General features: G+C 74.6%; 24 protein-coding genes. 7 read left to right on the forward strand and 17 right to left on the reverse strand.

What is annotated here, in order from left to right; genetic code table 11:
* Positions 1-3 precede the first annotated feature (3 nt).
* A complete protein-coding gene (locus tag ACH4SE_RS14040; protein ID WP_398543611.1) occupies positions 4-270 on the reverse strand; it encodes a hypothetical protein in 267 nt (88 codons plus the stop codon).
* Positions 271-385: 115 nt separating this feature from the next.
* On the opposite strand from ACH4SE_RS14040, the gene ykgO reads away from it, so the two are divergent.
* On the forward strand, positions 386-508 hold the full coding sequence (gene ykgO / locus ACH4SE_RS14045) for a type B 50S ribosomal protein L36 (RefSeq protein WP_398448540.1): 123 nt from the start codon (positions 386-388) through the stop codon (positions 506-508).
* Between the two features lie 89 nt (positions 509-597).
* On the opposite strand, the gene ACH4SE_RS14050 is transcribed toward ykgO, so the two are convergent.
* The 8 genes from ACH4SE_RS14050 to ACH4SE_RS14085 all read right to left on the reverse strand — a co-directional run bounded on the left by ACH4SE_RS14050 (position 598) and on the right by ACH4SE_RS14085 (position 9209).
* Positions 598-1392, reverse strand: a complete 795-nt coding sequence (locus ACH4SE_RS14050) for a TetR/AcrR family transcriptional regulator (protein WP_398543612.1) — start codon at positions 1390-1392, stop codon at positions 598-600.
* A 38-nt stretch (positions 1393-1430) separates the two neighbouring features.
* Positions 1431-2900, reverse strand: a complete 1470-nt coding sequence (locus ACH4SE_RS14055) for an MFS transporter (protein ID WP_398543613.1) — start codon at positions 2898-2900, stop codon at positions 1431-1433.
* Positions 2901-3136: 236 nt separating this feature from the next.
* Complete coding sequence (locus ACH4SE_RS14060) at positions 3137-4732, reverse strand: SpoIIE family protein phosphatase (protein WP_398543614.1); 1596 nt, start codon at positions 4730-4732, stop codon at positions 3137-3139.
* Positions 4729-6528, reverse strand: coding sequence for a hybrid sensor histidine kinase/response regulator (locus ACH4SE_RS14065; RefSeq protein ID WP_398543615.1), 1800 nt, complete (start codon positions 6526-6528; stop codon positions 4729-4731). The genes ACH4SE_RS14060 and ACH4SE_RS14065 overlap by 4 nt, the downstream gene beginning before the upstream one ends.
* Entirely contained in the window at positions 6525-7577 is a 1053-nt protein-coding gene (locus tag ACH4SE_RS14070; RefSeq protein WP_398543616.1) for an ATP-binding protein, read from the reverse strand. Before ACH4SE_RS14070 ends, ACH4SE_RS14065 begins: the two co-directional genes overlap by 4 nt.
* Positions 7565-7942, reverse strand: a complete 378-nt coding sequence (locus tag ACH4SE_RS14075) for an anti-sigma regulatory factor (RefSeq protein ID WP_398543676.1) — start codon at positions 7940-7942, stop codon at positions 7565-7567. The genes ACH4SE_RS14070 and ACH4SE_RS14075 overlap by 13 nt, the downstream gene beginning before the upstream one ends.
* Positions 7943-7989: 47 nt before the next feature.
* Complete coding sequence (locus tag ACH4SE_RS14080) at positions 7990-8367, reverse strand: STAS domain-containing protein (RefSeq protein WP_398543617.1); 378 nt, start codon at positions 8365-8367, stop codon at positions 7990-7992.
* Positions 8364-9209, reverse strand: coding sequence for an STAS domain-containing protein (locus tag ACH4SE_RS14085; RefSeq protein WP_398543618.1), 846 nt, complete (start codon positions 9207-9209; stop codon positions 8364-8366). The genes ACH4SE_RS14080 and ACH4SE_RS14085 overlap by 4 nt, the downstream gene beginning before the upstream one ends.
* A 200-nt stretch (positions 9210-9409) precedes the next feature.
* Here ACH4SE_RS14085 and ACH4SE_RS14090 point away from each other — a divergent pair, with 200 nt between their 5' ends.
* Positions 9410-9817, forward strand: coding sequence for an ATP-binding protein (locus ACH4SE_RS14090; protein ID WP_398543619.1), 408 nt, complete (start codon positions 9410-9412; stop codon positions 9815-9817).
* Positions 9818-9851: 34 nt separating this feature from the next.
* On the opposite strand, the gene ACH4SE_RS14095 is transcribed toward ACH4SE_RS14090, so the two are convergent.
* Positions 9852-10211: an STAS domain-containing protein gene (locus ACH4SE_RS14095; protein ID WP_398543620.1), complete on the reverse strand. Its 360-nt coding sequence runs from the start codon at positions 10209-10211 to the stop codon at positions 9852-9854.
* A 309-nt stretch (positions 10212-10520) separates the two neighbouring features.
* On the opposite strand from ACH4SE_RS14095, the gene ACH4SE_RS14100 reads away from it, so the two are divergent.
* Together ACH4SE_RS14100 and ACH4SE_RS14105 are read left to right on the forward strand one after the other, a co-directional pair.
* On the forward strand, positions 10521-14522 hold the full coding sequence (locus ACH4SE_RS14100) for a SpoIIE family protein phosphatase (protein WP_398543677.1): 4002 nt from the start codon (positions 10521-10523) through the stop codon (positions 14520-14522).
* Positions 14519-14854 (forward strand): STAS domain-containing protein, encoded by a 336-nt coding sequence (locus tag ACH4SE_RS14105; protein ID WP_398543621.1) that lies wholly within the window; start codon positions 14519-14521, stop codon positions 14852-14854. Before ACH4SE_RS14100 ends, ACH4SE_RS14105 begins: the two co-directional genes overlap by 4 nt.
* Before the next feature lie 12 nt (positions 14855-14866).
* Here ACH4SE_RS14105 and ACH4SE_RS14110 read toward each other — a convergent pair whose 3' ends face one another.
* The 4 genes from ACH4SE_RS14110 to ACH4SE_RS14125 form a co-directional block, all read right to left on the reverse strand.
* Positions 14867-15829, reverse strand: coding sequence for an anti-sigma factor RsbA family regulatory protein (locus ACH4SE_RS14110; RefSeq protein WP_398543622.1), 963 nt, complete (start codon positions 15827-15829; stop codon positions 14867-14869).
* Complete coding sequence (locus tag ACH4SE_RS14115) at positions 15826-16641, reverse strand: MEDS domain-containing protein (protein WP_398543623.1); 816 nt, start codon at positions 16639-16641, stop codon at positions 15826-15828. The genes ACH4SE_RS14110 and ACH4SE_RS14115 overlap by 4 nt, the downstream gene beginning before the upstream one ends.
* Before the next feature lie 100 nt (positions 16642-16741).
* Positions 16742-17119, reverse strand: coding sequence for an STAS domain-containing protein (locus ACH4SE_RS14120; RefSeq protein WP_398543678.1), 378 nt, complete (start codon positions 17117-17119; stop codon positions 16742-16744).
* 135 nt (positions 17120-17254) lie between these two features.
* Positions 17255-17383: a hypothetical protein gene (locus ACH4SE_RS14125; protein ID WP_398543624.1), complete on the reverse strand. Its 129-nt coding sequence runs from the start codon at positions 17381-17383 to the stop codon at positions 17255-17257.
* A 253-nt stretch (positions 17384-17636) separates the two neighbouring features.
* On the opposite strand from ACH4SE_RS14125, the gene uppS reads away from it, so the two are divergent.
* The 3 genes from uppS to ACH4SE_RS14140 all read left to right on the forward strand — a co-directional run bounded on the left by uppS (position 17637) and on the right by ACH4SE_RS14140 (position 20391).
* Positions 17637-18410, forward strand: a complete 774-nt coding sequence (gene uppS, locus ACH4SE_RS14130; RefSeq protein WP_398543625.1) for a polyprenyl diphosphate synthase — start codon at positions 17637-17639, stop codon at positions 18408-18410.
* A gap of 52 nt (positions 18411-18462) precedes the next feature.
* A complete protein-coding gene (locus tag ACH4SE_RS14135) occupies positions 18463-19188 on the forward strand; it encodes a class I SAM-dependent methyltransferase (RefSeq protein WP_398543626.1) in 726 nt (241 codons plus the stop codon).
* A gap of 138 nt (positions 19189-19326) precedes the next feature.
* Positions 19327-20391 carry an alcohol dehydrogenase catalytic domain-containing protein gene (locus ACH4SE_RS14140; RefSeq protein ID WP_398543679.1) on the forward strand — a complete coding sequence of 355 codons (1065 nt, stop codon included), beginning with the start codon at positions 19327-19329 and terminating at the stop codon, positions 20389-20391.
* Between the two features lie 12 nt (positions 20392-20403).
* Here the strand turns inward: ACH4SE_RS14140 and ACH4SE_RS14145 are convergent, their stop codons facing one another.
* The 3 genes from ACH4SE_RS14145 to ACH4SE_RS14155 form a co-directional block, all read right to left on the reverse strand.
* The gene (locus ACH4SE_RS14145) at positions 20404-22788 is read right to left on the reverse strand and encodes a glycoside hydrolase family 65 protein (protein WP_398543627.1); all 2385 of its coding nucleotides are present in this window, start codon (positions 22786-22788) and stop codon (positions 20404-20406) included.
* A gap of 95 nt (positions 22789-22883) precedes the next feature.
* Positions 22884-23552 carry a pyridoxamine 5'-phosphate oxidase family protein gene (locus tag ACH4SE_RS14150; RefSeq protein ID WP_398543628.1) on the reverse strand — a complete coding sequence of 223 codons (669 nt, stop codon included), beginning with the start codon at positions 23550-23552 and terminating at the stop codon, positions 22884-22886.
* A 171-nt stretch (positions 23553-23723) separates the two neighbouring features.
* Complete coding sequence (locus ACH4SE_RS14155) at positions 23724-25331, reverse strand: purple acid phosphatase family protein (protein ID WP_398543629.1); 1608 nt, start codon at positions 25329-25331, stop codon at positions 23724-23726.
* Positions 25332-25598 lie beyond the last annotated feature (267 nt).

Genomic DNA, 25598 nt, shown 5'->3' on the forward strand with positions numbered 1-25598 from the left:
GGATCAGTCCGTCCGTCCGCCGCCGGTGTCGTCCGGCGAGCCGAAGTCGGGACTGGAGTAGCCGGGCCGGGAGAACCCGGCCTCGTCGGGAACGAGGTCGTCGGCGTCCTCGGCTTCGTAGTCCGGGCCCTCGAAGGGCGGGACGGTGAAGTCCGGCACCTTGAAGTCGCCGATCGTGTCGTCCGGGCCGGAGAAGTCCGGACTGGAGAAGTCGGGGCTGGAGTAACCGGGGGAGAAGTCGTCGTCCCCGGCGGTGGAGTCCTGGCTCATACGTGCCCTCCGTACGCGCGGCGCCGTGCGGAATGAACGCGGGGCTGCCGCCGTTGTGGTGCGTGCACGACAAAGTATGACCGGCTGGCCGGCATACGAGGAGAAAGGCCGGAAAATGAAGGTACGCAATTCCCTGCGGTCGCTGAAGAACCGGCCGGGCGCCCAGATCGTCCGCCGCCGCGGCAAGGTCTACGTGATCAACCGCAAGGACCCGCGGGCGAAGGCCCGCCAGGGCTGACCGCCCCCCGATCGCGCGGCACGCCGTCCCCGGCGTGCCGCTCCCGCGTTCCGGCCCGGCTCACGGAGCGGCCGGGCCCGCGCGCGGCCTCAGCCGCGCGGGTGCGCCGGCGCGTGCCGGGCGGCCGCCGTCGCGGTGCCGATCCGGCGCAGTTGCTCGCGGGTGACCGCGGGCGGGCTGTCCGCCGGGACGGTCACCGAGCGCAGGCCCGCGAGCTGGATGTCCAGGTGCCGCCGCCAGGCGTCCGGTACGACCGCCCCGCTGGTCTCGACGATGCCGCGCAGGCCCCAGATCAGCGCCATCACGTCGCCCAGCTCGACACCCGGGGCGACCTGGCCGGCCTCCCGCGCCTGGACGAGCAGTTCGGTGATCCGGTCGCGCAGCACCTCCACGCAGGAGGCCTTGTGACCGACGAGCTTGTCGGCGTAGCCCCGGTGCTCGCTCAGCGAGCGGCCGATGACCCGCAGGAAGGCCTCCAGCCCCGCCCCGCCGGGCAGCGCGAGGGAGCGGCGCGCGACCTCGGCCAGTTCCTTGAGCATCAGCCCGGCGATCTCGTCGACCAGCGCCTCCTTGTTCGGGAAGCGCCGGTAGACGGTGCCGACGCCGACACCCGCGCGCGAGGCGATGAGCTCCATGCTGGCGTCGGTGCCGAACTCCGAGAAGACCTCGCGCGCCGCCTCGACCACCAGCTGGTGGTTGCGTGCGGCGTCGCGCCGTATCGGCCGGGCCGGCCGGACCTCCTGCGGGCCGGGCTCCCGGAGGTCCTCCCGGGCGTCCGCGGTGTCCGGGCCGGGCCCGGACACCGCGGCGGGTGCGTGCGGCGTTTCCGGGTGCGGTGCCGCCTGCCCGGGTCCCCGGTCCCTGGTGCGCGCATGACCAGTCATCGTCGCTCACTCACTCCCGCGGGCCCCGCCGCCCGAGCTCATTCCGGTTTGTCACCCACGACCGTACCTCCCGGGACCATCGCCAGCTCCGGGTGCTGCGGTTCGTCGGCGAAGTCGATCCGGGTGGTGCGCCGGCCCACCGGGATGAGCAGCGCGGCGACCGCCGCGATCAGCAGTGCCCCGCCGAGCATCGCGAAGCCGTGCGTGTAGCCGGCCTCCCGCGGCAGTCCGTCGGCGGCCGGGCTCGCGGTGACGACACTGGCCATCAGGGCGGCGCCGATGGAGCCGCCGATGGTGCGGATGTTGGCGTTCATGCCGCTGGCGACACCGGTCTGGGCCGGCGGGACCGCGCTGACGATCAGGCTGGACATCGCCGCGAAGGTGAGGCCGAAACCCGCGCCCATGACGCCGGTGGCCACGTACAGCTCCCAGGTGCTGGTGTGCGCGAAGGCCAGCAGCGCCATCGAGACGGTGCCGACGAGCGAGCCGATGAAGACGACCTTCTTGCCGCCGATCCGGTTGGACAGGGTGTTACTGCCCAGGCCGACCACGAACATCATCACCGACATCGGCACCAGGATCAGGCCGGACTGCGTGATGCTCGCGCCGAAGCCGTAGCCGGTGGACTTCGGGGTCTGCACGAACTCCGGCAGGAAGGCGAAGACCGCGTACATGCCGACGCCGACCAGCAGCGCCACCAGGTTGTTGGTCCACACCGCCGGGCGGGCCATCATCTTCATGTCGATCAGCGGGGTGGCCGCGCGGTTCTCGACGAGCACCCAGCCGGCCGCGAGCACCACGGCCGCGACGATCAGGCCGATGACCTTGCCCGAGGCCCAGCCCCACGTCGGGGCCTCGCTCAGGGCGACCAGCAGCGCCACCAGCCATGCCGACAGCAGCACCGCGGGCGCCCAGCTGATCCGGCCGGGTGTGCGCACCGGCGACTCGGGGACGAAGAAGAAGGCCGCCACCGCCGAGGCCAGCGTGAGGATCATCGGCAGCCAGAACAGCCAGTGGTAGTCGAGCGCGTTGACGATCGGGCCGGCCAGCACGATGCCGAGACCGCCGCCGACCGCCAGCAGCGAGGCGATCATGCCGACGGCGCCGTTGAGCTTCTCGCGCGGGAACTCGTCCCTGATGATGCCGAAGGCGAGCGGTAGCACGCCGCCGCCGATGCCCTGGATCGCCCGGGCGACGATCATCGTCTGGACGTTGGTCGCGAGCGCGGCGAGCAGCGAGCCGGCGGCCAGCGCGCCGAGCGTCGCCACGAAGACGCGCTCCTTGCCGATCATGTCGCCGATGCGGCCCATGATCGGCGTGAATATCGAGGCCGACAGCAGATACGCCGTCAGCACCCACGTCACGGTGTTCTGGTTGGTGTGCAGGTCTTCCTGGATCGTCGGCAGCACCGGCGTGACCAGCGACTGGAGCAGGGAGTACGCGGTCACACCCGCCGCAAGGACCGCGAACGTGACCTGGTGGTGCGTGCGCCGGGTCTCGGACGCCATGGAACTCCTTCAGAGGTGAAGCGGAACGATCATTCCGGAACAAGGATAAGCCATCAGGAATGACGGTTCCGTTTGATCGCGGTGAGGGAAAGTGCACACCGATCCCGGGAATAGGCCGCCCGCCCGCGCACGCCGCCGCCGTCCTGCGGCTTCCGGCCGCCCGTGGCGGTCCCGGGCACCGGGGGCACGGAGAGCGCTTTCCCGGCGGCGCGCTCCCCCCTGCGCGCCGCGCCGCGTCAGAGCAGGCGTGCGGCCATCAGCGCGACGTCGTCCTGGCCGTCGGGCGGGAAGCAGGCGAGCAGCGACGCGCAGACCTCTTCCGCGTCCTGCGGGGCCTCGCTCAGCACCCGCAGCATCCGCTGCATCGCCTCGTCCAGGTCGCCGCCGCGCCGCTCCAGCAGGCCGTCGGTGACCATGACCAGCTGGGTGCCCGGCCGGACGGGGACGCGGACCGCCGGCGGGTGGGAGAGTCCCAGCCCCAGCATGGGTCCGTGGTCCGTCACGAAATACGCCTTCTCGCCGGGGTGCCGGACGGCCAGCGGCAGGTGCCCGGCGTTCGCCACCTGGACCGCCCGCCCGGACTCCTCCACCAGCGCCACGCACAGCGTCGCGCCCGCCGGCGAGTCGACCTGCCGCAGCAGCCGGTCCAGATGGGAGAGGACCGTGGCGGGGTCGTGGCCCTCCAGCGCGTAGGCGCGCAGGGCGTGCCGGATCTCCCCCATGACCACGGCGGCGTCCAGCGAGTGCCCGGCCACGTCGCCCACCGCGAGCAGCAGGCCGCCGTCCACCGGCAGCGCCTCGTAGAAGTCGCCGCCGATCTCCGCGGTCTGGCTGGCCGGCAGGTAGCGCACGGCCAGTTCGGCGAGCGGGGTGGCCGGCAGCGAGGCCGGCAGGAAGGTGCGCTGCAGGGTCAGGGCCAGGGCGTGCTCCTCCCGGTAGGAGCGCAGCGCCTCCAGGGACAGCGCGCAGGCGTGCGCCAGCTGGGTCAGCACCTCGTGGTCGTCGTCGCCCAGTGCGTCCTGCGGCAGGACGACGCCCGCCGTCGACCCCGTGCCCTTGACCCGCGCGGAGGCCACGGCGAGCGCCCGGGCGCCGCCGGTCAGCGGGTCGGTGCCGGCCAGCCGGCCCGCCGGCACCATCTCCAGCCGCAGGCCCGCGTCGCCCCGCGACTGCAGCCGCATGACCTCGCGGGCGAACCGCTCGGCGGCCACGGCCGGCGCCGTGCCGTCCTGCGTGCCGATCATCTGCACCAGGCCGTCCTCGGCGGTGCGGATCACCACGAGCGCGTCGGTGGAGAACATCCGCCGCGCACCCGAGGCGGCCCGCGCGGCCAGGTCCGCGACGTCGTCGGCGTGGTAGAAGTCGAGCGTCACGCTGTTGAGCTGGCTGAGGCGGTCGGCGAGGGTCTCGGCCCGCTGCCGGGCCCGCGCGTAGCGCAGCACGGCCGCGACGGTGGCCAGCAGCTCGTTGGAGGCGACGGGCTCGGTCAGGTACGCGTCGGCGCCGCGGTTGAGCCCCTGCGCCCGGTCGGTGACGCTGATGGCGGACGCCGACACGTGGATGACCGGCAGCCGCGCCGTGCGGGGATCGGCCTTGACGGACTCGCAGACCTCGAAGCCCGTCATGTCCGGCAGCCGCACGTCGATCACGGCCAGCTCCGGCAGGGCCGGCGAGCGCCGCAGCAGCTCCAGCGCGCTGCCGCCGTCCTCGGCCTCCACCACCTCGTGACCGGCCCGGCGCAGGTAGGTGCCCAGCACGTAGCGGTTGGTCGGGTTGTCGTCGACCAGCAGCACCGTCGCCCCCGCGCCGTCCTCCGGCGGGGCCCCCGTCATCGCTCCACCATCCCGTCGTCCGCGGGACGGCGCGCGAGCACGGGCGCGAGCACGTCCGCGAGCCGCCTGGCGGACAGGTGGGTCTTGCCCAGCACGGCCTGCGCGTGCACGAGCCGGGAGTTCTCCAGGCCCGAGGGGTCGTTGGCGGTGAGGACGATCACCGGCACGCCGTTCAGCCCGGGGTCGGCGGCCAGCCGCTCCAGCAGCTGGTAGCCGTCGGGCGGCGGCATGACCAGGTCGAGCAGGACCGCGTCGGGCCGCCGGCGCCGTATCACCGCGACGGCCTGGGAGCTGTCGCCGACCTCGACGACCTCGCGGGACAGCTCGGACAGGACCGGCCGGACGCTCGCGCGGAAGGCGGGGTCGTCGTCGACGACGACGAGGAGGTCCAGCCGGAAGGGAGCCGCCACGGGAGCACCGGACGAGGCCGCCGAGCCCGGACCCGCGGGGATCTCGACCACCACCCGGGTCCCCTCGCCGGGGGTGCTGTCGAGCATCATCCGGCCGCCGAGGAGTTCGCTGAGCCGGCGGGCGTACGGCAGGCCGAGCCCGGTGCCGGAGTGGGCGCGCTGGTGCGGGCCGCGGACCTGGTAGAAGTCCTCGAACACCCGCACCTGCTCCTCCGCCGGAATGCCGATACCGGTGTCGGTGACGGTCAGCACGCACCACGGGCGGCCCTCCCGCTCCACCCGTTCGACCCCGAGGGCGACCTCGCCGCGCACGGTGAACTTCAGGCTGTTGGACAGCACGTTGCGCAGGATCCGGGTGACCATCACCTCGTCGGTGAGGACCGGCTCCTGCGGCGTGTCCTCGGGGAAGACCAGGGACACCCCCGGGGCGGCGGTCCCGCGCAGCGTGCCGCGCATCTGGTGGAGCAGCATCCGCAGGTCCACGGGCACCAGTTCGGGCTCCAGCCGTCCCGACTCCGCCTTGGCGACGTCGAGCAGCTCCTCGACCAGGGCCAGCATCGTGCTGCCCGCCGAGGCGATCATCTGGACCTGCTGGACCTGCTCGTCGGTGAGCGGGTCGGCGCCCGTCGCGAGCAGCAGGCGGGTGAGGCCGAGGACGCCGTTGACCGGGGAGCGCAGCTCGTGGCTGACGTTCGCCCAGAAACGGGTCTTCGCCTCGTTGAGCAGGCTCAGCTCCCGGGTCTTCTCCTCCAGTTCGGCGTACAGGGCCACCACGCCGCTGTTGGTGGCCTCCAGTTCGCTGGACAGCTCCGCGTACAGCGCCATGACGCCGCTGTTGGTCTCCTCCAGCTCCTGGTTGAGCCGCTGGAGCTCCTCCTGGTGGGCCCGGGCCTGCTGCAGCGCCGCGAGCAGGTCGTGGTTCTGGCTCCGCAGTTCCTCCGCCACGTCGACACCGCCCAGCCCCATCAGCTCCCTGCGCAGTTCGGCAGCTCGCTCGGCGAGCGGCTGAGTCGTCACCTCCAGCGGCTGCCCGAGAATCAGCCGGGGAAACGGGGTCTCGCGCCATTCGCAGCTGTGCAGCAGCCGTCGCGCGGCGTCGAGCGCGCCGTGCGGGGGCCGTACGGCGTCCGACCAGCCGAACACGGCGGTGACCAGCGGCTGCTCGGCCTCGACCAGGGCGAGCCGGCCCGTCAGCCCCCGGGCCCCCAGCAGGCTGCGGCCCACCTCGCCCACCACGGTGGCCAGCCGGACGGTCTCGGCCTCCGACAGGCCCAGCAGGCGGCAGGCCTCGTGGACGTCCCTGCGCATGGCCAGCATCTTCCGGTCGCTGGTCACGGCCGCCGAGAGCACGACGAGGGGGTCCTCGCCGTCCGCCGCCGGGGTCATGTGGGCACCTCGACGACGACGACGCCCGCGTCGTCGCGCCGGGTGCCCGCCTGCCACAGCAACTGGGCCGCGACGACGGCCGGCGACTGCGCCGTCAGCCCCGGGAACTGCGCCGGCTGCCAGCGGCTGTTCAGCCCGTCGGAGTGCAGTACCAGGACGTGGCCGGGGGGCAGGGCGGCGCCGAAGGTCTGCAGCCGGGGGAAGTTGTGCCCGACGATACCCGGAAGCGACGTCAGCGGCTGCCGGGTCTCGGCTCCCAGCACGCAGGCGGCGATGTTCCCGACCCCGCACAGCGACACCCTGCGGACCTCCGGGTCCACCCGCGCCACCGCGACCGCGGCACCGCGTGTGCCGCGCAGACCGGCGTGGACGTCGGCGAGGACCTCGGCCGGATCCGCCGCCCGGCTGTTCCGGAACGCCGTCCGCGCCTCCCCTGCCGCGCGTGCCGCGAGCGGGCCGTGCCCCAGTCCGTCGCACATCATGACGAGCAGGTGCGGCACGCCCTCGGCGTCCCGCTCCTCCCGTACGGCCCAGGTGTCGCCGCACTGCGTCTCGCCGCTGATGGGGCGGGTGAGCCCGCTGAAGCGCGCGGACGGGCGCGGCTGCGCCCCGCCGGCATCCGGCGCGGTGAAGCGGGCGTACAGGCAGGTCCCGCGTCCCTGCAGGGTGTGGAGGGCGAATCGGTCCGCGAGCCGGCGGATGGCGCCGAGCCCGACGCCGAGCGTCCCGGTGGTCGACGAGCCGTCGCGCAGCGCCGCGCTGATGTCGGCGATGCCGGGCCCGCTGTCCAGCGCCAGCAGTTCGACGGCCGCGCGGCCGCCGAAGGTGGTGATCCGCAGCGCCAGCGCGCCGTCGTCGGCGTGCTTTTGCAGGTTGGTGGCCGCTTCGGTGACCGCGAGCGCGAGATCGGCCGCGCGGCCCTCGGTGAGCCCCACCCGGCGGGCGAGGCCGGCGGCCTCGCGCCGTCCGGCGGAGGCCAGCCCCTCGTCGACCCGCAGCCACAGCACTTCGCCCGCCTCCGCCGGCGAGGCGGCGTTCACCGCGCCCACTTGACGACCACCACGCACGTTCCCCGGCCCGGTTCCGACACCAGCTCGAACTCGTCCGCCAGCCGCCGCGCCCCGCTCAGGCCCAGCCCCATGCCCTTGCCCGACGACCAGCCGTCGGTCAGGGCCAGTTCCAGGTCCGCGATGCCCGGTCCCTCGTCGCGGAAGGTCACCTTCACCCCGCTCCTGAAGCCCCTGGTGACGATGCTCACCCGCATGCTCCCGCCGCCGCCGTAGGTCAGGGTGTTGCGCGCCAGCTCGCTCGCCGCGGTGACCAGCTTCGTCTGGTCGACCAGCGAGAGCCGGGCCTGCTGCGCGAGGGCGCGGACCGTCTGCCGCGCCCTGACCACGTCGGCGTTGGCGACGATGGGGGACTCTTCTGCCGCCGATTCCTCGACCGGCTCGACGCCGGACGTCACCGGCCTACCGAGCCCTGCTCCCGGGCCCGGCGCAGCGCACCGATCCCCTGCTCGAGGTTCAGCGCGGTGCGCACCCCGCCCAGGGACAGCCCGAGCTCCACCAGCGTCATGGCAACGGCGGGCCGCATGCCCACGACGACCGTCTCGGCCCCCAGGACCCGGGAGATGGCCGCGACGGTGGCCAGCATCCGGCCGACGAAGGAGTCCACGATCTCCAGCGCCGAGATGTCGATCACGACGCCGTGCGCACCCGTGTCGACGATGCGCTGCGACAGGTCCTCCTGGAGGTCCAGGACCATCTGGTCCTCCAGGTCGACCTGGATGGAGACCAGCAGGACGTCGCCGATCTTGAGTATGGGTACCCGGTCGGTCATGCCCGGCCGCCGGTCAGGGCCGCGGCCGGGGCCGTGTCGATGCGCTGCAGCGCGTGCCGCAGCGCGTCGGCGAGCGTCGCCTTGGTGGTGATGTCGCCGAACTCGATGCCCAGCGCGACGATGGTCTGGGCGATCTGCGGCCTGATGCCCGAGACGATGCACTCCGCGCCCATCATGCGGGCGGCGACGACGGTCTTGAGCAGGTGCTGCGCCACCTGGGTGTCCACCGAGGGGACACCGGTGATGTCGACGATCGCGTGGGTGGCGTTCTGGTCGAGCAGCGACTGGAGCAGCTTCTCCATCACCACCTGCGTCCGCGCCGAGTCCAGCGTCCCGACCAGCGGGACGCCCACGATGCCGTCCCACAGCTTGACCACCGGCGTGGAGAGCTCCAGCAGCTGCTCGGCCTGGGCGGCGATGATCTCCTCGCGGGCCTTGGCGTGCACCTCGACGGTGTAGAGGCCGAGGTCGTCGAGCACCCGCGAGAACTCCAGGAACGCCGCGAGGTCGGCCTTCTCGGCCAGAGCCGGCTCCAGCACCTCCTTGAGGGCGAAGAGGCTGATCGCCGTCTCGGTCGGGGTGAAGCCCTGGCGGGCGCGGTTGCGCGACAGCTCGCTCAGCAGGCTCCGGACCTCCCCGTACTCCTCGCCCCTGGTCGCCGTGCCGCCGCGCCGTACGGCGACCAGCAGCGCCTGGTACAGCTCGGTGAGGTCCTGCTGGACCTCGGCCGGCGTGAGCCGGCCTGCGAGCGACGACGTGACAGTGCGTATCCACTGCTCCACGAAGTCGGCCTGCCCACCCGTCAGGAGGTTCAGCAGCCGGTCCGACGTGTCCTGCGCCATGGCGCACCCCTTTCGATTCGCCCGGTCCGAAGGAGACTACGGCATGACCTGCCGCCGTCCGGCGGTGCCTTGGGGCCGGCCACGCGTAATGAGCCGCAGTACAGGGAAGTCGACCAGTCGTGGCCCTTCACGGCAGGGGGCCGTACGATCCGAGCCGATCCGTCCACCAGTTGCCGTACCGACCTGATCGGGGCCCGTGTATGACCGCCCATCCGTTCCTCCTGACCGAGACCCGGGTCAGCGCCGACGAGCACCCCGCCGCGGTCGCGCGCCGGACCGTGGACCGGGTGCTGGAGGGTGTCGCCGGCCACACGGAGCGCGCCAGGACCGACGCCCAGCTGGTCGTCTCCGAGCTGGTGAGCAACGCGCTGCGGCACGGCGGCGGCCTGGTCGCGCTGCGGGTCGGTGTCACACGGGACGGGTCCGGCCTGTGGCTGGAGGTCGAGGACACCAGCAGCGACCTGCCGGAGGCCCGCAGGGAGCTGGGCGAGGACACCTCCCGGGCGGGCGGGTTCGGCTGGCCCATCGTGCTGCGCCTGGCCACCTCGGTCCTGGTGGAGGAGGTGCCCGGCGGCAAGCGGATCGAGGTGGTGCTGCCGGTGGTCTGAGGCCCCTGCGGCCCGCGGGGGAGCGGTGCGCGGGTCAGAGGGCTCCGACGGCCTGGTCGACGGTGGGGTAGGAGGAGAAGACCTCGTAGAGCCCGGCGATGCCGAAGACCCGCTGGAGGCTGTCGCTGAGCCCCGCGAGAGCGAGCGGCGAGCCCGCCTTCGCGGCCTGCTGGGAGGCCGTGACGAGGACCGTGATGCCCGTGGAGTCGCAGTACTCGACGCCGGTGAGGTCGATCACCACGCCCACCGGGGTGAAGTGCGTCTCGTGGATGACGTCGCGCAGGTCGGCCGCGGTGGAGAAGTCCAGTTCACCGGCGACCGTGATGAGGGTCGGGCCTGCCGGATGGGGACCTGAGGTGACGGTCAGCACGGGATCAGGATCGGGATCGCTCACGGTTCCTCCTCCTGGTCACTGCTGTCCCGCGTCGCGCCGTTCACGCCTTCGGGGGCCGGTCAGTTTGGGTCGCGATCAGCGGGCAGACAGTCATCGTAGGCGACGGCAGGACGGAAAGGGGCGGGCGTGGCGGATCAGCGGTTCGGGGAGGGCCTGCCGGAGGACGGCGACGGGGTGTTCGCCGGGGACGACGAGATCCACCGGGACCTCGCGGCCGTCGACTGGGCGTCGACACCGCTGGGACCGCCGCGGACCTGGGCGCAGAGCCTGCGCACCGCCGTCGGCATCCTGCTGTCCTCGCGCTTCCCGATGTGGATGGCCTGGGGCCCGGACCTCACCTTCTTCTGCAACGCCGCCTACCGCCGCGACACCCTGGGCCGCAAGTACCCCTGGGCCCTGGGCCGTCCGGCGAACGAGGTGTGGGCGGAGATCTGGGACGACATCGGTCACCGCATCTCCGGCGTCCTCAGCACCGGGAAGGCGACCTGGGACGAGGCGCTGCTGCTGGTGCTGGAGCGCTCCGGATACCCCGAGGAGACCTACCACACCTTCTCCTACAGCCCGCTGCGGGACGACGCGGACGCCGTCGTCGGCATGCTGTGCGTGGTGCGGGAGGACACCGACCGCGTCATCGGCGAGCGCCGGATGGCCACGCTGCGGGACCTCGGGTCCGACCCCAGCGTGGCGCGCACCGAGGAGCAGACCCTCGCCTTCACCACCCGGCAGCTGGCGCGCAACGACCGCGACCTGCCCTTCACCCTGACCTACCTCTTCGGCGAGGACGGCGGCGCCGAACTGGCGGGCGCGACGGGCCTGGCCGCGGGACACCCGGCGGCGCCCGCCCGGCTGCCGGCCGGGGCCGCCGCGGACCCCGAGGCGGTGTGGCCGGTCGGCGAGGCGGCGGCCTCCCGTACCGCGGTGGTGGCCCTGGACGGGCCGGCCTTCGCGGACCTGCCGGCCGGCCCCTGGCCGCGCCCGCCCGCCCAGGCACTGGTCGTCCCGCTGCTCCAGCAGGGCGGCACGCCCTATGGCTTCCTGGTCGCCGGGCTGAACCGCTACCGGCGGCCGGACGAGGCCACCCGCGGCTTCGTCGAGCTGGTCGCCTCCCACCTGGCGGCCGGCATCGGAAGCGCCCGCAGCTACCGGGCGCAGGCGCGGCGGGCCGAGGAGCTGGCCGAGCTGGACCGCGCCAAGACCACCTTCTTCTCCAACGTCAGCCACGAGTTCCGCACCCCGCTGGCACTCATCATGGGGCCGGCCGAGGAACTCCAGGCCCGGCTGGCCGGCGCCGACCCCCGGGTGCGCGAGGAGGTCGAGGTGATCCGCCGCAACGGGATGCGCCTGGGCAAGCTCGTCAACACCCTGCTGGACTTCTCCCGCATCGAGGCCGGACGGCTCCAGGCCCGTTACGAGGGCGCCGACCTGGCGGCGCTCACCGCGGAGCTGGCCAGTGTCTTCCGCTCGGCCGTCGAGCGGGCGGGGCTGTCCTTCGAGGTGGACTGCCACCCGCTGCCGGAACCGGTCTTCCTCGACCGCACCATGTGGGAGAAGGTGGTCCTCAACCTGCTCAGCAACGCGCTGAAGTTCACGTTCGACGGCGGCATCCGGCTCACCGTCCGGGACGGGGACGGCGAGGCGGTCGTGACCGTCGCCGACACGGGCATCGGGCTGCCCGAGCACGAGATCCCCCGGCTGTTCGAGCGCTTCCACCGGATGGAGAAGGCCCGCGCGCGCTCCCACGAGGGCAGCGGCATCGGACTGGCGCTGGTGCGCGAGCTCGTCGCCCTGCACGGCGGCACGATCGGCGCCACCAGCCGGGAGGGCGAGGGCACCTCCTTCACCGTCCGGCTGCCCTACGGGCACGCGCACCTGCCCGAGGACGCGGTGGCCGAGGGCGACGGCGGCCACGCGGTGCCCTCCGTGGCCGAGCCCTACGTGCAGGAGGCCCTGCGCTGGCTGCCGGACCCGCAGGCGCCGGGCGGGCCGGAGGCGCCCGTCGACCCGCCCGGCCCGGCCGGCGGCACCGGGCGCGGCGACCCCGTCGACGTCGTGGTGGCCGACGACAACGCCGACATGCGCGAGTACCTCTCCCGGCTGCTGCGGGGCGCCGGCCACCGGGTCCGCACGGTCGGGGACGGCCGGGCGGCGCTGGAGGAGGTGCACTCGCGCGCCCCCGACCTGCTCGTCGCCGACGTGATGATGCCGGTGATGGACGGGCTGCGGATGGTGGCGACGCTGCGCTCGTCGCCGCGCACCTCCAGCGTTCCGGTCCTGCTGCTCTCCGCGCGCGCCGGGCAGGAGGCGTCCGTCGAGGGCCTGGAGGCCGGTGCGGACGACTACCTCGTCAAGCCCTTCTCCGCTGCCGAGTTCCTGGCCCGGGTCCGGGCGAACGTCGACCTCGCGCGGCTGCGCACCCAGCACGCCCGGTGGCGCACCGCGCTGACGGACTCGATGCAGGACGCGTTCTTCGTGTGCGACGAGGACGGCGCCGTGGTCGAGGTCAACGCCGCCTTCGCCGACCTGCTCGGCTTCGGGCCCGAGGAACTGCCGTACGCCCCGGACCAGCCCTGGTGGCCGGACGCGACCGCGGACCCGGACGGCCACCGGCTGGTGGCCGAGGCCTTCACCGGCGCGGCCGCCCGGGCCGGCGGCAGCAGCCACGTGCTGCCCCTGTACCACCGCGACGGGCGGCGGCTGTGGGTGTCGGCCAGCCTCGCCCGCGTCCAGGACCCGGTCAGCGGCGGCCGGATGACGGTCGGCACCTTCCGCGACGTCACCGCCGAGCGCTACGCCATCCAGCGCGAGACCGCGGTGGCGGCACTGACCGTACGGCTGGCCCGCGCCGACAGCACCGCCGAGTCGGTCGACGCCGCACTCGGGGAGCTGGCCGGCCTGTGGCGGGCCCGCCGCGGCCTGGCGGTGCTCTTCCCCGCCGGCGGCCGGCCCGAGCCGACCGCGCTCGGCACGACTGCGGACTGGGACGCCCTGGAGCCCGGGCACCGCGACGCCCTGGCGGCGCTGCGCGACGGCCCCTCGCTGAGCCCCCGGGTGCTCCGGGCGCACGACGGCGGCGGTGTGGCGGTCCGCCTGGAGCACCCGAGGGGGCCGCTGGTGCTGTGGCTCGACCTCGGCCGGCACCGGCCGTTCACCGACCAGGACCACCACCTGCTGTCCCTGCTGGCCGGGCACGTGGCGCAGGGCCTGTCCCGTGCCCACCAGATCGACCAGCAGCGGGAGACGGCCCTCGCGCTCCAGCGCGCGATCCTCGGCCCCTCCGAGCTGCCGGAGGGCTTCGCCGTGCGCTACGAGCCCGCGGCCCGCCCGCTGGAGGTCGGCGGCGACTGGTACGACACGGTGGTGCTCGCCGACGGGTGCATCGGCATCGTGGTCGGCGACTGCGTCGGCCGCGGCCTGCAGGCCGCGGCGGTCATGGGCCAGCTGCGCAGCGCCTGCCGCGCGCTGCTGCTCCAGGACCCGCGCCCCGACCGGGTGCTCCTCGCGCTCGACCGCTTCGCCGCCGGCCTGCCGGGGGCGATGTGCACCACCGTCTTCTGCGGGGTCCTGGACCCCGCCAGCGGCCGGCTGGCGTACTCCAGCGCGGGCCACCCGCCGGGGGTGCTGGTCGACCCCGACGGGGGCGTCCGGCTGCTGGACGAGGGGCGCTCCACCCCCCTGGCGGTTCACCCCGCCGCCTCCCGCCCGTGCGCGGAGGCCCAGGTGCCGCCGCACGCGACGCTGCTGCTGTACACCGACGGCCTCGTCGAGCGCCGCCGCAGGCCGCTGACCGAGGGCATCGACCGGGCGGGCTCCGCGGTGCGCGAGGGGCGGCACATCGGCGTCGAGGACTTGGCGGCGCGCATCATGGACCGCATGGCCCCGCCGGGCGGCTACGACGACGACGTCGCGCTGCTGCTCTACCGGCACCCGGCACCGCTGAACGTGGCCTTTCCCGCCGACGCGGCGCAGCTCGCCCCGGTGCGGCGGGCGCTGCGCAACTGGCTGCACCAGTGCGCGCTCCCGCCGCAGACGGTGCAGAACGTTCTGGTGGCCGTCGGCGAGGCGTGTGCCAACGCCGTGGAGCACGGCCACCGCGACACACCGGGCGACACCGTCCGCCTGCGGGCGGAGGCGGGGTTCGACGCCATGCACCTGACGGTGTCCGACACCGGGGGCTGGCGGACCCCCAGCCCGGAGGCCAACCCGCAGCGCGGCCGCGGCTTCCTCCTCATGCGGGCGCTGATGCAGGAAGTCACCGTCACGTCGGACGCCGGCGGCACCACCGTCGCGATGCACACGAGGATCAGCCGATGACCACGCCCATCAGCCTCAGCTTCAGAACCCGCCCGGACGGCGCCGTGGTGCTGTCCGCCGCCGGCGAGGTCGACATGAGCAACTGCGCCGAACTCGCCGCCGCCGCGGACCGGGCCCTCGGCCTGGGACCCGGTCCGCTGGTCGTCGACCTGAGCGCCGTGGAGTACCTCGACAGCGCGGGGCTCAACGAGCTGCTCGTCCGGGCCAACCGCATCGAGATCGTCGCCCCCGCCCTGCTCGGCCCCGTACTGACCATCTGCGGACTCACCGAGCTGACCACGGTCCACGGCCTGGAACCGCCGCGGGACGGTCTGGACGGCGCCCGGCCGTGAGGGCTCCGCGGCTCAGCGCAGTGCCGTCGTCAGCCGTACGGTGGTGCCGTCCTGCGGGGTCGACCGGATCTGCACCAGGTCGCAGAGCTGGTGGACCAGCCACAGGCCCCGGCCGCCGCCCTGGCCGGGGGCCGGGCGCAGGCGGCCCACGAGCGGGTCGGTGATGTGCCCGGCGTCCCGGAACTCGCACACGAGCAGGTCGCCGTCGCCCCACGTGCGCAGGGTGCCGGACCCGCCGCCGTGCCGGATGCTGTTCGCGGCCACCTCCGTGGCCGCCACCAGCAGCTCCTGGAGCCGGGTGCCCCGCAGCCCGCAGCGGGCGGCGCACTCCGCCACCGCCTCGCGGACCTTCGCGAGCTCCCCGGCGGCGTAGCGCACGCTCCGGGCCGGGCCGCAGGCCGGGGCGAGGTCGTCGAAGCGGAATGGCTCGTCGGAGAAGGCGGGGTTGTGCCCGTGCGCGCCGTCCGCGAGCTGGAAGGGGTGGCACTGGCGCGCGGAGTCCAGGACGGCCGCCTCGACGGTGGTCACGTCGTAGGGGCACAGCAGCCACCACGCCGGTGAGGCCGCGAAGGTCAGGTTCAGCAGCCACTCGTGGTAGCGCAGCTCGCCCCGCTCGGCGGGGGTGGCCGTCCCCCAGGGCGATTCGCTGATCCCCCGTACGGGCAGGCCGTCGCTGACGCTCTTGGCGATCCAGTCGTGCCAGGCGGGGATGAGCCGTCCGGGATTGCGGCCCAGAGCGCCGGTGTCCACGAAGGACACCTGCCTCCCCGCGCGGTCCCCGTCGAGCGCCTCGCGCAGCATGCGCCGCTTGTCGTCGCCCACCGCGACGAGCACCGTCTCGTCGGCGGCCAGGGCGTCCTCGATGAAGGACACCGCCCCCTGCAGGAAGGCGGAGTCGCCCTTGTACGCGTAGAGCTCGTGGCGGAAAGCGGGCGTCGCGGCGCCGCCCGGCCCGGCTGCACGGGGTGCGTTCACGGCACCAGCTCCGCGGGGACGGCGGGATCGTCGTAGCCGAGCAATTCCCAGCACCTTCGCACGGTGGGATTGGCGCGTTCGAGCACGATCTTGCGGCCGGGCAGCGCGGCCGCCGCCTCGGCGAGGGTCTGCATGCCCACGGCGTCCATGAGCTGCAGGCGGTCGCAGCGCAGCCGCAGTGTCGCGAGAGTCCGCAGCAGACCGGTCACGGCGACGCGGAAGGCCCCCGCGCCGTCGGCGTCGACCACACCGCTCAGGCTCCAGCAGTCCGCCGCCTCGTTGAACATGTGGAACGAGGGCGCCTGCGCGGGGATTCCCGCGAAATGAGGATGCACGCTCGCCGCCTGTTCCAGGACCTCCGGTGCGAAACGCGGACCCGCGTAGGCGCAGACCACGATGGCCGCGGCCCCGCCGGTGAGTGCGTCCAGCCGCAGCTCCTGGTCGGCCACCTGCTCGGCGGTGATGCCGGCAGGCCATATGCGGTCCATCTGCGCCAGCACCCGCAGGGCCCTGAAACCCTGCCGATCCGCCGTTTCGGCTTCTTGCCGCACCAGCGCCACCAGTGCGTCGGTGTCCCAGCGTACGCCGCCGTGCACCGCGGCGGGGTCCACCAGGAGTCCGTAAGGGGGACGGAACTCCAGCCACGCCGGCGCCGACGCCCCCACGACCATGATCTTGTCGCCCAGGTCCGTGCCGTCGGACAGGTAGCCGCTGGCGGCGCGCTGGAAGTCACCGGGCTGCGGCACCACCCAGCAGACGTGGTCGCCGACGTCGACCGGGCCGAGGCTCGCCACACTGCGAGCGATCCTCACTACAGCCCTCCTGGCGCGGTCCTCCGGTGATCCCTCGCGACCAGTCTGTCACCCCGCGCGGTCGGCGTCACACCGGCACCCCGGGGAGGCGGACGGCCGGTTACGCCCCGGAGCCGGCGTCGGGGTCGGGGTCCGGGTCGGGGTCGGAAGCCCGGGCGATCACGTCCTCGTAGGCGGCGAACACGGCTCCGGCCCCGGTGAGTTCGAGCAGGCGCGCCACCGCGGTGCTGAGGTGGACCAGGGCCGTCGGCCGCCTGGCCGCGGTGCGCACCAGGTGGTTGAGGAGCGCCGAGTCGCAGAAGGACACCAGTGCCAGGTCGAACACGATCGGGCCGTCGAAGGCGGCGAGCGCCTGCTCGGTGACCTTCTGCACGATGCCCAGCCGGTCCAGGTCGAAGTCACCCTGCAGGGCGATCATCCACACCCGGCCGAACTGCTCGGAGTAGTAGACGCCCGCCTCCACGCCTTCGTCCTCCATCGCCACGGACGCCACCTCCTCTCCGTCCCGGCCGCGGCCTGTCTCGCCGCGGTCGTTCAGCAGAGCGTGCCAGGTCGGGCCCCGGATCCGCCACTCCGGTTCCCGCGGCGGCCGTGTCCGTGACGGCGCCGTCGCTCACTGCTTGTTGCGCAGCAGCCTGACGATGGTGGCGAGCGAGAAAGCGATCACCAGAACGGTCGCGAAATCCCACAGCGGACTTCCGGTGGCCGGCCCCTGGGCGGCCATCTCCATTGGGTAGTTCACCTCGGGCCTCATCACGTCTTCGGGGAGCGGGCACGCGCCCGCGGCAGGTGGCGGGGCGGACCCCGCCCTCACGGGCCGTCTACCCCCTGGCCGCGTTCCCAGGCGCCCGGCACCCGTCCGTGCCGCGGTGCCGCCCGCGGCGGGCACATCCTGCGCACGGTCCGCTCGTTCTTGTCTTCGGTCCGGCAGGAAGCAAGGGGAGCACCCAGGAAGCGCCGCGGGAGACCGCGGGGCCAGGGAAGGGGAGACCGCCGTGCGGCTCACGACACCGGTGTACGCCCTCTACGCCCGCAGGCTGCGCCGCGGGCTCCGCGGCGGCGTGCTGCCGCGGCACGTCGGACTGGTCATGGACGGCGACCGCCGCCGGGCCCGCAGGGCGGGACCGGCCGCCCCCGGCCCCGGCCACCGGGCCGGCGCCGGGCACGTGGACGACGTCCTGGGCTGGTGCGCGTCACTCGGTATCCGCCACGTCACCGTCTTCGTCTGCTCCACCGAGAACCCGGCCCGCCGCAGTGAGGCCGAGGCCGCCTTCCTCACGGACCTGGTCGCCCAGGTCGTCACCGGGCGGCCCGCCCGCCCCGGCGGCCGCTGGCGGCTGCATGTCGCCGGTGACCTGTCCGTGCTGCCCGACCGCACCGCGCACGCGCTCCGGGAGGCCGTCGGCGCGGGCCGGGCCCGCGCCGAACACCATGTGACCCTCGCGATCGGCCACGGGGGCCGCCAGGAGATCGTCGGCGCGCTGCGCGGGCTGCTCAGCGAGCACGCCGAGTCGGGCCGCTCGCTCGCCGAGGCCGCGGCGGCCGTCGGGCCCGGCGACATCGCCCGGCACCTGGGGACCGCCGGGCACCCCGATCCCGGCCTGGTGACCAGCACCAGCGGCGAGCAGCGGACGTCCGACTTCCCGCTGTGGCAGGCCGCTCACGCCGAGCTGTACTTCTGCGAGGCGCACCGGCCGGCCTTCCGCGAGGTCGACTTCCTGCGGGCGCTGCGCAGTCACGCCGCCCGGGAGCGCCGCCGGGGCAGGTGAGCGCCCCGCGCGGGGCACGGGCGGCGGCCGCCGCCCGCCTATCCTTGGACGGGTGTTCTCACCCCAGGGGCCCACCCTGCGCGAGCTCGCGGTCCAGGCGCTGTCGTCCGTCGAGCACGGCTACGACCTGCTCGCCCCGGCCTTCGACGCCACCCCCTTCCGCACCCCCGACCGCATCCTGGACGCGACCGCCGCCGCGCTCGCCCCGCTCGGCCCCTTCGACGCCGGGCTCGACCTGTGCTGCGGTACGGGCGCGGGAGTGCGGGTGCTCGCGCCGCTGTGCCGCACGCAGGTCACGGGCGCCGACTTCAGCGCCGGGATGCTCGCCCGGGCCCGCGCCGCCGCGGTGCCCGCGCGGGGGCCGCGGCCGGCGTGGGTACGGGCCGACGCGCGGGCCCTGCCCTTCGCCGGGGCCTTCGACCTGGCCGTGAGCTTCGGCGCCTTCGGCCACTTCCTGCCCGCCGAGCGGCCCGGCCTCTTCGCGCAGGTCCACCGGGCGCTGCGGCCCGGCGGCCTGTTCGCCTTCCCCGTGGGCGCCCCGCCGCCGGTGCGGTCGCCCTGGTACTGGGCCTTCGCGGGCTTCGACGCGGCCATGCGCGTGCGCAACGCCCTGCGCCGGCCGCCGTTCGTCATGTACTACCGCACCTTCCCGCTGTCCGCCGTCCGCGCCGACCTCGCTGCGGCCGGCTTCGACGTCGCCCTCTCCCCCCTGGCCGCGTTCGGCCGCCGCCCCGACGGCAGCCCCCGGGCGCGCCTGGTGCTGGCCCGGCGGCGCTGACCCGGCGGCGGGCGGCGCCGCCGCGTGCGGGACCGGGCGGCTGCGGCCACCATGGAGCGAGGGGGCGTCCGCGCGCCGCCGGTGGCGCGGGCGGCCCGCCGGCCGAGCCACAGTCGCGGTTGCGAGGAGATGATCCCCATGAAGGCCATGGTCTTCCACGGTCCCGGCCAGTCCGCCTGGCAGGACGTGCCGGACCCCACGCTCCAGGACGCGGGCGACGCCATCGTCCGTGTCGAGGCCACCACGATCTGCGGCACCGACCTGCACATCCTGGGCGGTGACGTGCCGGACGTGCGGCCGGGCACGGTGCTGGGCCACGAGGCGGTCGGCGAGGTCGTCGAGACCGGCGCCGCGGTCCGCGGGGTCCGCCCCGGCGACCGGGTGCTGGTGTCGTGCGTCACCGGCTGCGGGCGCTGCCGGTACTGCCGGCAGGGCGCGTACGGACAGTGCCTCGGCGGGGGCGGCTGGATCCTCGGCCACCTCGTCGACGGCACGCAGGCCGAGTACGTGCGGGTGCCTTTCGCGGACTTCGGGCTGCACCCGCTGCCCGCCGCGGTGGACGCCGCGCAGGCCGTGCTGCTCGCCGACATCTTCCCCACCGGCTACGAGGTGGGCGTGCTCAACGGCCGGGTGCGGCCCGGCGACACGGTCGTGGTCGTCGGCGCCGGGCCGGTGGGCCTCGCGGCCGTCGCCACCGCGCAGCTCTTCTCGCCCGCCCGCACCATCGCCGTCGACCTGGCACCGGGCCGGCTCGACGCCGCCAAGCGGGTCGGCGCCGACGCGATCGCCGGTGTCGCCGAGAGCGAGCAGCTGGTCGCCGACCTGACCGGCGGGCTCGGCGCGGACGTCGTCGTCGAGGCGGTCGGCCGCCCGGACAGCTTCGAGCTGTGCGCCCGCATGGTCCGCCCCGGCGGCCACCTGGCGAACGTCGGGGTGCACGGCACGCCGGTGACCCTGCACCTGGAGGACCTGTGGATCAGGAACCTCACCCTGACCACCGGCCTGGTCGACACCTACTCCACCCCCGACCTGCTGCGCATGCTCGTCGACGGCAGGCTCCCGGCGTCCGTCCTGGTCAGCCACACCTTCCCGCTCGGGCAGATGGAGCAGGCCTACGAGGTCTTCGCCGGCGCCGCGGACACCGGCGCCCTCAAGGTCGTGCTCGGCGAGCCCCGCCACGAGGAGCTGACGCTGCGCGCATGACCGGCGGCGCGCTCAGCGCGGCAGCTCCACCGTGACCTCGCGGCCGGGCGCCACCTCGTAGGCGCGCCCGCCGACCGCGACGGCGATCGGCTCCTGGCCGGAGTCGGGCACCCCGACGCGCAGCCGGCCGCCGTGCAGCGCCAGGTCGACGCCCCAGTGCGTCCGGTAGCGCAGCGACAGGCAGAAACGGGACAGCTGCGGCAGCGGCACCGGGTCCAGCCGCAGGCAGTCGCCCTGCGGCTGGAGGCCGGTCAGCCCGCGCTGCACCAGGTCCAGCGTCCCGGCCATGGCGCCCAGGTGGATGCCCTCACCGGTGGTGCCGCCCTGGAGGTCGGCGACGTCGCCGAGCAGCGCCTCGCGCACGTGCGTCCAGGCGCCCTCGCGCCGGGAGCGTGCCAGCACCCAGCCGTGGACCAGGCCGCTGAGCGTCGAGCCGTGGCTGGTGCGCGCCAGGTAGTGGGTCACCGTCCGGGCCCACAGCTCGTCGTCCAGGGCGTGCCCGAGGCGGGCGAAGAGCGCGGACAGCTCCGCGGGCGGGAAGAGGTAGCCGAGCATCAGCACGTCCGCCTGCTTGGACGCCTGGTAGCGGTTGACGCTGTCGCCCTCCGCCTCCAGGATCCGGTCGAGCCGGCGGATGTCGCCGTAGCGCCCGCGGTAGCCGTCCCAGTCCAGCTCGTCCAGCTCGCCGTAGCCGTCGAACTGGCTGACCACGCCCGCGTGGAAGGGCACCCGCAGCCGGCGGGAGACCTCCTGCCAGCGCTCCGGCTCGTCCGGGCCGATCCCCAGCCGCCCGAACAGCTCCGCCCGGCGCGGCGCGGGCATCGACTCCGTCAGCTCCAGCGCGCGGGCCAGCACCCAGGCGGCCGTGACGTTGGTGTACGCGTTGTCGTCCAGCCCCGGCCGCTCCGCCCCGGGATAGGCGGTGTGGTACTCGTCGGGGCCCATCACCCCGCGGATGCGGTAGCGTTCGTGGCCCGGGTCCCACACCGCGCTGCCCGCCCAGAAGCGGGCGACCTGGAGCAGCATCTCGGCGCCCTCGCCGTGCAGGAAGGCGGTGTCGCCGCTGGCCATGCAGTACTGCCAGACGTTGTACGCGACCGCCGAGCCGACGTGGTGCTGCAGGTGCGTGTGGTCCGGCAGCCACCGGCCCGAGCGGGGGTTGAGGTGCAGCCGCTGGGTCTCCTCGTGGCCGTCGCTGCCGCTCTGCCACGGGTACATCGCGCCCTGCCGGCCCTCGGCCCGCGCCGCCCGGCAGGCCGCGTCCAGCCGCCGGTGCCGGTACATCAGCAGCGCCCGGGACACCTCGGGCAGGTGCAGGTTCAGGAAGGGCAGCACGAACAGCTCGTCCCAGAACACGTGGCCGCGGTAGGCCTCGCCGTGCAGTCCGCGGGCCGGCACCCCCACGTCGAGTCCGGCGGTGTGCGGGGACAGCGTCTGGAGGACGTGGAAGAGGTGCAGCCGGAGCACGGCGCCGACCGAGTGCGGGACCCGGATCCCGGACCGCTCCCACAGCCGGTCCCACGCGGTGGCGTGCTCGCCGAGCAGCTCCGCGACGTCCCCGGCGCGCGCCACCCGTTCCAGCGCCGCGTTCAGCGGGTCGTGGATCGCCGGGTCCCGGGAGGTGTGCAGCGCGACGACCTTCTCCACCGTGACCGGCCGTCCGCCGTCCGCCGCCGCGGTCAGCCGCCGCAGCACCCCGCGCGCACCCGGGACGGGCGGCTGGGCGCGCAGGTCCGTGCCGGCCGCCCGGATCCGGGCCGCGAGCGCCACCTCGACGCCGGAGCTGGAGGTGCGGCAGCGCAGCCAGCCGGTCTCCTGGTCCCGCGTGCCGGCGCGGTGCCCGGTCAGGTGGTGGCCGTCCAGTTCGCGGTAGCGGGCGACGCCGCTGTTGGAGACGTCCCCGTCGAGGCCCGCCTCGATCTCCAGGTCGCCGCTCCAGCCCTCCGCCGTGACCACCAGCCGCTGCGCGGCCAGGTGCGGGTCGCCCATGTGCACCAGCCGGGTCTCGGTCGTGGCGACGATCCGGCCGGCGCCGTCCCGCAGCCGCATGCGCCGCTCCATGGTGCCGCGCCGCAGGTCGAGGACGACCTCGTAGTCCAGCACGTCGCAGTCGTCCGGGCCGAACCAGGAGCCGCCCGCCGGGCGCACCCGCAGCGGCAGCCAGTTCGGCAGGTTGACCATGTCCTCGTTGTCCACCTCGCGTCCCGCCACCTGCGAGGTCAGCCGGTTGTAGCAGCCGGCCGCGTAGGTGCCCGGGTAGTGCGGACCGCCCGCGGGGGACTCGGCGGCCGCGCCGCGGGTGGCGAAGTAGCCGTTGCCCAGCGTGCACAGCGCTTCGCGCAGCTGCTCGCGGGCCGGGTCGTAGCCCGCGTAGCGCCAGGCCCAGCCGTCCTCCATGCCGCGGGTCCTTTCGGCTCACCCGGCGCAGGAACCGCCGGCTCTCGGGGGGCCCGGTCTTCCACGCGGGCCGCGGGGGCCGGCGCGGGGCGGGCTCACTTCGTGTCGATACGGCGGCCGGTGACCGACTTGGGCCTCACCCGTATCCACAGCGGGCGGTCGCCGCCCGCCCAGGGATCCTGCGCCCGGGAGGCCAGCACCTCCGTCTGCGCGGCGTCGTCGACGTGCTCGGCGGTGCCGGTGAGCAGCACGCTCCAGCCGCGGCTGAGGTGGTCGTCGATCTGGTCGACCTGGAAGGACACGCCCTCGCCGGGCGCGGGCGCCGCGGGTCCGCCGGGCTCCGTGCGGTAGACCACAGTGCCCCCGTCCACGAGGTAGTTCACCGGGAGCACGGCGGGTCCCGGCTGCACCGGCACCGCGATGCGGCCGACGCCGTGCGTGCCCAGCCGGTCCCAGCACTCCTCGGTGGTGAGATGGGCGAGCACGGGCCGCGCGGCCGCGTCCGGCTGCCCGGGGGGCGGGTCGCGGCGGCCCTCGGTGAGCTCCCGGTAGGTGAGGTCCAGGGCCGCGGCCACCCGGACCATGCCCCCCGGGTCGAAGTCCGGGCCTGCGTCCAGCAGGTGCTGCAGGTACCGGGGCGACATCGCCGCCCGGGTCGACAGCGCGCTCTCGCTCAGCCCCAGCTGCGCACGGCGCTCCGCGATGCGCCGCACGATCGGATCCCGTACGGTCCGGTTCCCGCCGGTGCGCGTTTGGCCGGCCATGTCGGACCCTCCCTCCGCCCGAACCTCGGGCAAGGCGCCACACCCGTACATCCAGCGTCGCGCACCTTCGCCTGTTGCGCCACGCGGGAGCGCGCGGCGCGCGGGGCGGCGCGGGGGCGGCGCGCGGGAACCGGCCCCGCGCGCCGCCCCACGGCGGGCGCCCGCCGGGTGTCAGCCGCGGCCGTCCGAGCGCTTGCGGTGGAGGGTGAACCGCTCGAAGACCGACAGCTCGCCGTGCGGCTTGTTCACGTTGTAGTACGTGACGTGCATCCGGGTCGTGTCGCCCGGGAAGCGGCCCGGGTCGACGGTGAAGGCCGCGAAGCCGTAGGGGTGCTCCGTGTCGCGCACGCCCGTCCAGACGGCCTGCTCCCGCACGTACGTCGCGGCGCGCTTGCCGCCGCCCGAGGGGCGGGAGGAGGCCACGGCGGTGATCACCTTGGCCGTGCCGTCCTTGAAGAAGGCCTGGTTGGTGGTGCCCGAGACACCGCCGCCGCCCAGCACCATGTGGACCGTGCCGAGGCTCGTGTCGATGTCGTCCGTGCGGGCCGAGGCGGGGTTCGGGGTCAGCGTTTCGCTGCCGCTCACCACGCCGCGCACCGCGAGGGAGCGCTCGTAGTTGTGCTCGTGGCCGCACACGACCAGATCGACCTGGTAGCGGTCGAACAGCGGCCCGTACGCCGCCCGCAGCCCGAGGTCCGCGCCGTTGGCGTCGGAGGAGCTGATCATCACCTGGTGCATGGCCACGACGACCCAGTCGATGTCCCTGTCCTGCCGGGCCGCCTTCAGCTCCCGCTCCAGGAAGGCCAGCTGGCGCCCGCCGGAGTAGCCGTGCACATAGGTGTCGCCGCCGTCCTGGAGGGCCACGTCGTCGTTCTGCAGCACGATCACCCGCACCGAGCCGGCCGTGAAGGCGTACCACAGGCCCGCGAGCTCGTCGTCCGTCTCGGTCGAGGGCAGCTGGAAGTACGCCTGGTAGGCGCCCAGGCCCAGCGGGCCGTTGCCGGACTCGATCTCGTGGTTGCCCGCGGCGGGCATCCACGGCCGGAAGCGGGCCGAACGCGAGTTGTTGGCGAAGAAGTTGTTCCACGTGCGCACCCGGTCGACGTCCAGGTTCGCGTAGCACAGGTCGCCGTTGAGCAGGTGGAAGAGCGGCGCGACCTGCTCGACACCGGTGACGATGTCCATCGTGGCGGGCGTGGAGTTGGCGTCCAGCGCCACCGCGCCGTCCGCCGACCAGGTCACCTGCGGGGCGGACTGGTCGCCGAAGCTGGTGAAGGTGAGCGGCCGGCGGCCGCGCGGCGCGGTGCGGAAGGTGCCGCTGTCCGGGGTGCCGCCGTCGTGCGAGGCCAGGTAGTAGTAGTCGGTGCCGGGGCGCAGCCCGCCGAGCAGCACGTGGTGGACGTACACCGTGCGCCCGGACTTGCCGTCGGTGTACGTACGCGTCTGCGCCGCGGCGCCGGAGCCGAGGCCGTGCTCCAGCGTGCCGTAGAGCACCCGCGGGCGCCCGACCGGCCCGTCGGTGATCCAGGACACCACCATCTGGGTGGACGGGTCCCTGCCGAACGTCAGGTGCAGGCCCTGCACCGGGCAGGCGCCGCCCGCGTCGGGGGTGGGGTGGAAGGCGGGCGCGCCGGCCGGGGCGGCCGCCGCGGTGCCCGCGCTCAGCAGCGGTACGGCGACCGCGCCCGCCCCCGCGCCGCCCAGCAGGCCGACCGCGGTCCGCCGGCTGAGGCGGTCACCGGACGCGGACGGCTCGGGGGTGTCCATCTGTGCGACCATCGTTGCTCCTTGGTGCATGGGCTGGGAACGCGTGCAGACTCGCGCCCCCGGGCGACGCCCGGGTGAACTCCGGCTGTCCGCCCCGCATCGCGGGCCTGCCCGTCGTGCCGCGCCCGGTCGCGGACCCCGGCCGCGCGGCGGCCCCGTGACCGCGCGCCGCTGCCTGCCCCGCGCTGCCCCCCCGTGCGCACGGCGGCTGTTCGCGACGCGTACCGCGGCACGTCACACGGGCGTCACGGGCGGTTCGCGCGGGGTCGCTGCTGTGGG

The organism is Streptomyces sp. NPDC020983 (genome assembly GCF_044333485.1).
In the GTDB taxonomy this organism is placed as follows: domain Bacteria; phylum Actinomycetota; class Actinomycetes; order Streptomycetales; family Streptomycetaceae; genus Actinacidiphila.

What these genes read in the sequence shown, in the direction of transcription:
- ACH4SE_RS14040 (WP_398543611.1), bottom strand. Translation starts at nt 270, where the DNA reads ATGAGCCAGGACTCCACCGCCGGGGACGACGACTTCTCCCCCGGTTAC.
- ykgO (WP_398448540.1), top strand. Translation starts at nt 386, where the DNA reads ATGAAGGTACGCAATTCCCTGCGGTCGCTGAAGAACCGGCCGGGCGCC.
- ACH4SE_RS14050 (WP_398543612.1), bottom strand. Translation starts at nt 1,392, where the DNA reads ATGACTGGTCATGCGCGCACCAGGGACCGGGGACCCGGGCAGGCGGCA.
- ACH4SE_RS14055 (WP_398543613.1), bottom strand. Translation starts at nt 2,900, where the DNA reads ATGGCGTCCGAGACCCGGCGCACGCACCACCAGGTCACGTTCGCGGTC.
- ACH4SE_RS14060 (WP_398543614.1), bottom strand. Translation starts at nt 4,732, where the DNA reads ATGACGGGGGCCCCGCCGGAGGACGGCGCGGGGGCGACGGTGCTGCTG.
- ACH4SE_RS14065 (WP_398543615.1), bottom strand. Translation starts at nt 6,528, where the DNA reads ATGACCCCGGCGGCGGACGGCGAGGACCCCCTCGTCGTGCTCTCGGCG.
- ACH4SE_RS14080 (WP_398543617.1), bottom strand. Translation starts at nt 8,367, where the DNA reads ATGACCGACCGGGTACCCATACTCAAGATCGGCGACGTCCTGCTGGTC.
- ACH4SE_RS14085 (WP_398543618.1), bottom strand. Translation starts at nt 9,209, where the DNA reads ATGGCGCAGGACACGTCGGACCGGCTGCTGAACCTCCTGACGGGTGGG.
- ACH4SE_RS14090 (WP_398543619.1), top strand. Translation starts at nt 9,410, where the DNA reads ATGACCGCCCATCCGTTCCTCCTGACCGAGACCCGGGTCAGCGCCGAC.
- ACH4SE_RS14100 (WP_398543677.1), top strand. Translation starts at nt 10,521, where the DNA reads ATGTGGATGGCCTGGGGCCCGGACCTCACCTTCTTCTGCAACGCCGCC.
- ACH4SE_RS14105 (WP_398543621.1), top strand. Translation starts at nt 14,519, where the DNA reads ATGACCACGCCCATCAGCCTCAGCTTCAGAACCCGCCCGGACGGCGCC.
- ACH4SE_RS14120 (WP_398543678.1), bottom strand. Translation starts at nt 17,119, where the DNA reads ATGGAGGACGAAGGCGTGGAGGCGGGCGTCTACTACTCCGAGCAGTTC.
- ACH4SE_RS14140 (WP_398543679.1), top strand. Translation starts at nt 19,327, where the DNA reads ATGAAGGCCATGGTCTTCCACGGTCCCGGCCAGTCCGCCTGGCAGGAC.
- ACH4SE_RS14145 (WP_398543627.1), bottom strand. Translation starts at nt 22,788, where the DNA reads ATGGAGGACGGCTGGGCCTGGCGCTACGCGGGCTACGACCCGGCCCGC.
- ACH4SE_RS14150 (WP_398543628.1), bottom strand. Translation starts at nt 23,552, where the DNA reads ATGGCCGGCCAAACGCGCACCGGCGGGAACCGGACCGTACGGGATCCG.
- ACH4SE_RS14155 (WP_398543629.1), bottom strand. Translation starts at nt 25,331, where the DNA reads ATGGTCGCACAGATGGACACCCCCGAGCCGTCCGCGTCCGGTGACCGC.